We start from the raw sequence: 7,907 nt of genomic DNA on the forward strand, positions 1-7,907 counted from the left end.
GCTCTGTTTGGGCTGTCGTTGTTTTACCAGCAGGGGCACCGGCTGGGCGGTTGGAGTTGGCCGGAAGCCCTCATCGTGTTGGGGGTGTTCACCATTCTGCAGGGGGTGGCAGCCAGCGTCTTTAATGTCAATCTCAATCGCATTGTGCAGCAGGTGCAGGAAGGCACCTTGGATTTTGTTTTGCTGAAGCCGATCAGCAGCCAGTTTTGGCTGTCGGCCAGGGTGTTTTCCCCCTGGGGCTTGACGGATGTGGGTTTTGGCCTACTGCTCATTCTCCATGCCGGGATCCAGTTGGGCTTGCCCGGGTGGGCCTATGCGGTGGGGCTGTTGCCTCTGCTGCTGGGGCTGATCATCCTCTATAGCCTCTGGTTTATGTTGGGAGCCACCAGCATTTGGTTTGTCAAAATCTACAACGTGACCGAGGTGTTACGGGGCTTGGTAGAGGCAGGGCGGTTCCCGATGGTGGCTTATCCGGTGGCCTACCGCGTGTTTTTTACCTTCATCGTGCCGGTGGCTTTCTTGACAACGATCCCGGCGGAGACCTTGCTGGGGCGAGTCCAATGGCCGTGGCTGCTGGGATCCGGTCTGCTGGCGGCGGGGCTGTTGTGGGGATCCCATCTCTTCTGGCGCTTTGCCCTGCGCTTTTACACCAGCGCTTCCAGTTAAAGTCTGGGCCAAAAAGCTTGGATCCCACGCATCCGAGTTTCCAGGAGTTGAGTAATTTCTACAGACGCGCCCCACGCGCTGACATCGCGGAGAACAACTGCCTTCAGTACAAGGCAGAGGGAATCGCAGAGTTCTCTGGGTTGAGGGCAAAAAAGTTTTCACTGCAGCGCTTTGCAGCCACAGGCTCTGTGGTTTAGGGGGGCTTGTCTGTCAGTGGTTTTGATGGTTTGTCGATCTTTTGAGGAGCCTGTTCAATGCACAAACACACAAGCTTTGTAGCAGCATCTGTGATAGCTGGCAGTTTTGCTCTCTTGGGCTGTGGCAGCAGCACTTCGTCTTCGATGATGCCTTTCCAAGCGGATTTGGTGGCTTTGAGCGGCGGCAATCGCCTCACTTTCATCCGCTCTGCCGATGCCTTTGTGCAGGGATCCCTGACGGTAACAGGAGTGAACGGCAACCTCATTGGTATCGATGTGCGCCCTGCCAACCGGCTGCTTTACGGGCTGACCGACACCAGCATCCTTTACACCATCAACTTGCAGACCGGTGTCGCTACCGTGGCCAGCACTCTGTCGGTTCCCTTCACCGCGGGCACGCTTTCTGGCATGGATTTCAACCCTGTTCCGGATCGGCTGCGCTTGGTGGGAGCCAATGGCCAGAACTTCCGCATCAATGTGGATACGGGCGAAGTGATCCAAGATAGACCTTTGGCCTTTGGCCCAATGGAACTACAGGGATCCCAGCCGGCCATCACCGCCGCCGCCTACACCAACAATGTGGCGGGTGCCCAATCCACGCGGCTGCTGAACATCGACGGGCAACGGAACCTGCTGGTGTTGCAGAATCCCCCCAACGATGGGGTTCAGGTGCCCATTGGCCCTCTGGGGGTGAACTTCGGCCCTATGGGTGGGTTTGACATCCGTACTGCTGATGGAGTGGATACCGGCTTTGCCATCGGCGGCTCCACCTTGTATCGAATTGACCTAAACACCGGTCGGGCCACATCCCTGGGCACCCTGCCGGGTGGGCCGTTCTTTGGCTTGGCTGCCCTCTAGGAAGGCCGATTCCCATTTGCCTATCTAAATCAAGATTCATCAGCGTTAATCAACATTTTGAATTCATGGGTTTGGATCAACTTTTTGAAATCATTGCCGCAGTTGATCCCTTGCGTGGCCCGATCCCAGCTCAGGATTGGGCCTTCTATTTCCCCACAAGTCAGGGTTGACCTTCGCCTATGCAGACGATAAATTATGAAAGCCGCTGCCCTGCTTGGGTTGTCCTGGGCGATGCTTGTGCCTCTGCAGTTTCTCTCTCTCTTCCATCCCGTTTCCTCTTCCCGCTCATGAAGATCGAGGGCGACAAAGCTGAGGGATCCCTGCAGGAAAAAACCGATGCAGAGGTGTTTGCAGCCCTAAAAGCAGGCCGGTCACAAGCTCTGGCCATTCTCTACGACCGACATGCCGGCTTGGTGTACGGAATTGCCTGCAAAATGCTGGGCAGTACTGCCGAAGCCGAAGATCTCACCCAGGATATTTTTTTGAACTTGGCTCGTTCCTCCTTTGATCCCAGACGGGGATCCCTGCGCACCTACCTGAGCATCTTGGCTCGCTCTCGCTGTTTGGATCGGCTGCGCTCTTGGCGGAATCGACAGCGCTCCCTGGAACAGGGCAGAGTGGAATTGCAGGGTAGTCCTGCTGCGGATCCCACCTTGGAGCAGTTGGCCCAAGCGGAACGGGTGGCCGAGGTGCAAACGGCTTTGGCCGAGTTGTCCGAAAGTCAACGGCAAGTCTTAAAGATGGCCTATTACGAAGGCATGAGCCAAACGGAAATTGCCAAGCAACTGGATCTGCCTTTGGGAACGGTCAAAGCCAGAGCTCGGCGGGGTTTGCTGCGGCTGCGCGAGTTGTTGGGAGGCCCCTCATGAAAGCCGAATCTGTGTCTCCCGAAGAACTGCAACTGTGGCTGGCAGGCTATGTGCTGGGGGATCTCTCCCCGGAAGAGGCCGACCGGCTGGAGGCATTGCTCAAGCTGCGCCCGGAGCTGCACCGAGAACTGCAGGCTTTGCAACAGGCATTGGAGACAGCCTACGGCGTGGAGGAAAAGCAACCTCCCCCCGCCCTGCGGGCTTCTCTGTTGCAGGCGCAGGCAGCCCAACCGATGCACACCCCCACCTGGGTTGCCAAGGGATCCCGTCTCTGGCAGCGGGGCTTGGGGGCAGTGGCCGCAGGCTTGATCGTCGCTTTGGGGCTGGGGAACCTCTACCTGTGGCGCAGGCTGCAGCTAGCCCAGACGCAAGGGATCCCTGGCGAGGTGTTGACCTATGAATTGCAGCCGACTGCGGAGAACCTGGCCGGCTCGGTCAAGCTTGAGGTGGATCCCCAGCGCCTGCAAGGGCGATTGGTGGCCCAAGGGTTGCCGCCTTTGCCGGAAGGCCGGGTCTATGCCCTGTGGGTGGTGCTGGAACCGGAGGCGCCCTTCACCACCGATAGTGCGGGGGCCATCCTCATGGCAGCTTTTCCGGTGGATGAAACAGGAAACCGCCAACAGGAGCTGCGCCTACCGCCGGTGTTTGAATCTACAGAATGGGTGCGGGCTGTGGCCATTACCGAAGAGGATGGCAATCGTCCCCAAGAGCACCAGGGATCCCCTTTGTGGATTTCCGGCTAGGGATGGATTGGCGTGGCCCGATGGCACAAGTAGGCGATTGTGATGCAGATGGATGTCAACCCAGTCTTGTGACCAAGGCAGAAGGCCTTAAGATAAAAGTCGCCACCCCAGCGAAGAACTTGGAGGCCACCCCATGGGCGAAGCGAAGCGCCGTAAAACCCGCATCAGCCAAGATCCCGACCAAGAGCTGGTGTTTCCCAACCTCAAGGATATTCCCCTCACCAAAGGGCAAGCTCGCGCCATCTACAATTGGACAACCCGTGGTGCTTGGGCAGGCATCATTCTCCTGGCCATCATTTGGGTGGTGATCCGATTTGTAGGGCCTGCCTTCGGCTGGTGGCATCTGGTCGGCTAGCCGGCCGGATCCCCTTTAGCATCCTTTGGAGTTTCCGTCTATGCGCTCTTATCTGGCAGCCGCCATTCAAATGACCAGCATTCCCGATCTGGCCAGCAACTTGCAGCAGGCGGAAGAGTGGATCGACTTTGCAGTGCGCCAGGGATGCGAGCTGGTGACGCTACCAGAAAACTTTGCCTTCATGGGGCCGGAAGCCGAGAAAGCCCGCCTTGCTCCTGAGATTGCGGAGCGGGCGGAGGAGTTTTTGGCCAAGATGGCCCAGCGTTACCAAGTATTTATTTTGGGAGGAGGGTATCCTGTGCCGGACGGGCAGGGCAAAGTTTACAATACCGCTGCCCTCTACAGCCCTGACGGCAAAGAGCTGGCCCGCTATCGCAAAATCCACCTGTTCGATGTCAATCTGCCCGACGGCAATACCTACCGCGAGTCGAACACGGTGGTCAGCGGAGATGAGGTGGTCACCTGCGAGCAAGAGCAACTGGGGAACCTCGGTTTGTCGGTCTGCTACGACGTACGCTTTCCAGAGCTGTACCGATCTCTGGTGGATCGCGGAGCCCAGATTTTGCTCATCCCTGCCGCCTTCACGGCCTACACGGGTCGGGATCACTGGCAGGTTTTGCTGCAATGCCGGGCCATTGAGAACACCTGTTACGTGATAGCCCCCGCCCAGGTGGGCACCCACTACGAGCGGCGACAGTGTCACGGCCATGCCATGATCGTGGACCCCTGGGGGACTATCTTGGCGGATGCGGGTGGCGAAAAACCGGGGGTGGCCATTGCTGAAATTAACCCAGAGCGTTTCCAGTTGGTCAGGCGGCAGATGCCTTCCCTACAACACCGTCGGCTGGCCTGCACCGTCACCCGCTAGGGATCCGCTGTGCCTTGGCCCCCCCTGATTCTGGCTGCCACCTCTGCGAGAGCTTGGTGGAGAAGTTGCGGCAGATCCCCGAAATCCGTGATCTGGAAGTCCGCGACATCACCTCCAACCCGAGTTGGTGGGAGCAATACCAACTGGAAGTTCCCGTGCTCACCCTGGCAGGGGATCCCGAGCGACCTTTGCCACGTCCTTCCCCTCGGCTGACGGTGAGCCAGTTGCGGGCTTGGCTTGAGAAACAGCTCCGTTGAATTTCTCCTGCTGCTGCCGGAGCTTTCTCTGCCATGCCTATGGAGAGAGCAGCGATTCGCTGCGGGCGGTGTAGCCGGCTTGACGCAGGGCTTCAACGGCGGCTTGGGCATTGTTAACCCAAAATTGGGATCCCATTCTCACCCAAAGGGTATGGGGATGGGCGGTGATGGCAGCCACGACAGGAATGCGATTTTCTTCTTTAATTTCCGAGCGTTGGCGAGCGATTAGCGTCTGTAAACGGTATCGATCCTCCAGTGTCCCAGCAGAGTCGAGAGGGATCTCCACCGTTACCCAACTAACAGATTCAATCGGTTGTAAATCTTCCACAATCAGTTGCACCTGTTCATCCCGCTGATCCACTTTGGCCCAAACCAATAGCCGTTGATCCACCTCCAGGCAACCGCGCAAACGTTCATAGGTTTTGGGGAAGATCACTGCTTCACAACTGCCGGTGAGATCTTCCAGTTGCAAAATGGCCATGCGATCCCCTTTCTTGGTTGTGACATTTTTAATGGCCGTCACCAGGGCGAGAACGCCCACAGAGGCATCGACTGCGCAGCCGCCCAAGTCAGCTAGGTTTACAGGGGCCAGCAGCCGCGCTTGCTCCTGAATGCGCCGCAGCGGATGATCCGAGACATAAAACCCCAGCAGCTCCCGTTCTAGCCTCAACTTTTCCTGAGGTGGAAAATCTTCAGTAGCCGGCCCACGCGGAGCCTCCACAAATCCATTGCCGGCGCTGCTATTGCTCCCCAGTAGATCGAACAAGCTGGCTTGGCCGATGGCTTTGGACTTGGCTCGCTGCGCTGCCCAACTGAGGATGGGATCCAAATCGGCAATTAGTTGTTTACGATTTCCAGAAATACAATCAAAAGCGCCCGCACAAATCAGGGCCTCCAGGGCACGACGGTTAACAATGCGCAGATCCACCCGCTGGCAAAAATCCGCCAGAGAGGTGAAGGGGCCATCAGCTTGACGGGCAGCCAAAATGTTTTGAATGGCCCCCTCCCCTACATTCTTCACTGCCCCCAGACCAAACAAAATGCTGGATCCCTGGGGAGTAAAGTCCATTCCAGAACGGTTGATATCCGGCGGCTGAATTTGGATCCCAATTGACAAGCAATAGGTAATGTAGCGCTGTACCTTGTCCTGATCTCCCCCCACAGAAGAGAGCAAGGCTGCCATATATTCCGTTGGGTAATTGGCCTTGAGGTAAGCTGTTTGAAAAGTAATCAACCCATAGGCAGTAGAATGCGATTTATTGAAGCAATACTCGGCAAAAGCAACCATTTGATCAAACAATTCTGTGGCAACTTCTTGGCTTACACCCCGCTTGGCTGCCCCCTGCACAAATTGCTCGCGGTGTTTCTCCATCTCGGAGACTTTCTTTTTCCCCATCGCTCGCCGCAGCAGATCGGCTTGGCCTAAGGTGTATCCGGCCATGTCTTGGGCAATGCGCATGATCTGTTCCTGGTAGAGGATGGCTCCGTAGGTATCCTGAAGAATGGGCTTGAGGAGTTCGTGGGCATAGGTTACCGGTTTGCGACCGTGCTTGCGATCGATAAAGTCGGGGATCATGCCCGTATCCAATGGGCCTGGCCGGTACAAGGCCAATACTGAGGAAATATCTTCTAAGTTGGAAGGTTTGAGCTCCCGCACCACCTGCTTCATGCCAGAAGACTCCAGTTGGAAGATCCCTTCCAGCTCTCCCTTTTCCAGCAGTTGATAGGTTTTCTTGTCATCTAGGGGCAGGTTATCCAGATCTATGTTGACGCCATTGTGTTCTCGGATCAGTTCCACTGCCCGCTGAATCATCGTCAGGTTGCGCAGACCCAAAAAGTCCATCTTCAGCAAGCCCAAAGACTCGATATCTTCCATCGAGTACTGGGTGATAATTTGGCCTTCATTGTTGTACTGCAGAGGCACGATCTCATCTAAGGGATCCCTAGCAATCACCACACCGGCAGCGTGAACCCCGAAGGTTTTGTTGGTGCCCTCCAACAAACGTGCCAGCTCGATCCAGCGGTGGGTGGTTGGGTCTTTCTCGTATTTTTCTTTGAACTCTGGAGCGGGAGTATCCTCGCCAATCATCTCTTCCAATTTTGCGGGCTTGCCTCGGGATACCGGGATCAATTTCGCCATTTTGTCGGCTTCTGAGTAGGGAATGTCTAAGACTCGACCGACATCTTTGAGAATGGCTTTAGAGGTCATGCGGTTAAAGGTGATGATCTGGGCGACTCGCTCTTGGCCGTATTTGCGGGTCACATAGTCGATCAGCTCTCCCCGCCGCTCGATGCAAAAATCCGTATCGATATCCGGCATCGATTGACGTTCTGGATTGAGAAATCGCTCAAACAGTAGGCCGTATTTAACCGGGTCAATGTTGGTAATTTGTAGGGCATAGGCCACCAGGGATCCTGCTGCCGAGCCTCGCCCCGGCCCCACCGGGATCCCCTGCTCGCGGGCATAGCGAACGTAGTCCCAGACCACCAGGAAATAGCTGGAGAAGCCCTTTTGTTGGATGATGTTCAGCTCAAAGCGCAGGCGCTCCTGGTAGTTTTGGGGGATCTGATCCGGCTGAGCAACACCGCAGCGCTTCGCCAGCCCCTGCCAGGCCAATTCTGTGAGATAGCTATCGGCAGAATGGCCTGGTGGAACCGGGTAGTCGGGCATGCGCATTTCCCCAAATAGGTCATAGCCCTCGATCTTTTCCAGCACCTTCAGGGTGTTGGCGATGGCCTCGTCAATCACCTCCTGTTCCAAATGGTCACGGCAGAGACGGCGCATCTCTTCTGGGCTTTTCAGGTATTCGGTTCCGGTGTAGCGAAGGCGATTTTTTTCAGTAAGGGATTTGCCTGTTTGAATGCAGAGAAGTGCATCGTGGGCCTCTACATCCCAGCAGGAAATAAAATGGCTATCGTTGGTGAGGATGATCGGGATCCCCAATTCGCGGGCGATGCGCACCAACTGCACATTGACAAAGCGATCTTCTTGATAGCCGTGATCCTGAATCTCGATGTAATAATCATCCCCAAACTGCTCTTGATACCAAGCGGCAACTTCACGGGCAATTTCTGGCCGCCGCTGCAAAATAGC

Annotated in this window: 8 protein-coding genes; 7 read left to right on the forward strand and 1 reads right to left on the reverse strand. The window is 56.2% G+C overall.

All coding sequences use genetic code 11. The features are described from left to right. The 7 genes from NW849_RS11270 to NW849_RS11300 all read left to right on the forward strand — a co-directional run. Positions 1 to 666, forward strand: a 666-nt coding sequence (locus tag NW849_RS11270; protein WP_414357712.1) for an ABC transporter permease, incomplete at its 5' end; no start/stop codon positions are given. Between the two features lie 341 nt (positions 667 to 1,007). Next, on the forward strand, positions 1,008 to 1,721 hold the full coding sequence (locus NW849_RS11275; RefSeq protein WP_414357713.1) for a DUF4394 domain-containing protein: 714 nt from the start codon (positions 1,008 to 1,010) through the stop codon (positions 1,719 to 1,721). Between the two features lie 287 nt (positions 1,722 to 2,008). Next, positions 2,009 to 2,590 carry a sigma-70 family RNA polymerase sigma factor gene (locus tag NW849_RS11280; RefSeq protein WP_414357714.1) on the forward strand — a complete coding sequence of 194 codons (582 nt, stop codon included), beginning with the start codon at positions 2,009 to 2,011 and terminating at the stop codon, positions 2,588 to 2,590. Beyond that, positions 2,587 to 3,333: an anti-sigma factor domain-containing protein gene (locus tag NW849_RS11285; RefSeq protein WP_414357715.1), complete on the forward strand. Its 747-nt coding sequence runs from the start codon at positions 2,587 to 2,589 to the stop codon at positions 3,331 to 3,333. The genes NW849_RS11280 and NW849_RS11285 overlap by 4 nt, the downstream gene beginning before the upstream one ends. 133 nt (positions 3,334 to 3,466) lie before the next feature. After that, complete coding sequence (locus NW849_RS11290; protein WP_414329235.1) at positions 3,467 to 3,688, forward strand: DUF2839 domain-containing protein; 222 nt, start codon at positions 3,467 to 3,469, stop codon at positions 3,686 to 3,688. A 40-nt stretch (positions 3,689 to 3,728) separates the two neighbouring features. Continuing rightward, entirely contained in the window at positions 3,729 to 4,556 is an 828-nt protein-coding gene (locus tag NW849_RS11295; protein ID WP_011432809.1) for a carbon-nitrogen hydrolase family protein, read from the forward strand. A 14-nt stretch (positions 4,557 to 4,570) separates the two neighbouring features. After that, complete coding sequence (locus NW849_RS11300) at positions 4,571 to 4,813, forward strand: glutaredoxin family protein (protein WP_414357716.1); 243 nt, start codon at positions 4,571 to 4,573, stop codon at positions 4,811 to 4,813. A 37-nt stretch (positions 4,814 to 4,850) separates the two neighbouring features. Here NW849_RS11300 and NW849_RS11305 read toward each other — a convergent pair. Beyond that, the coding region (locus NW849_RS11305) for a DNA polymerase III subunit alpha (protein ID WP_414357717.1) at positions 4,851 to 7,907 on the reverse strand (3,057 nt) is incomplete at its 5' end.

This window comes from Synechococcus sp. R55.3 (assembly GCF_047461975.1).
Classification (GTDB): domain Bacteria; phylum Cyanobacteriota; class Cyanobacteriia; order Thermostichales; family Thermostichaceae; genus Thermostichus.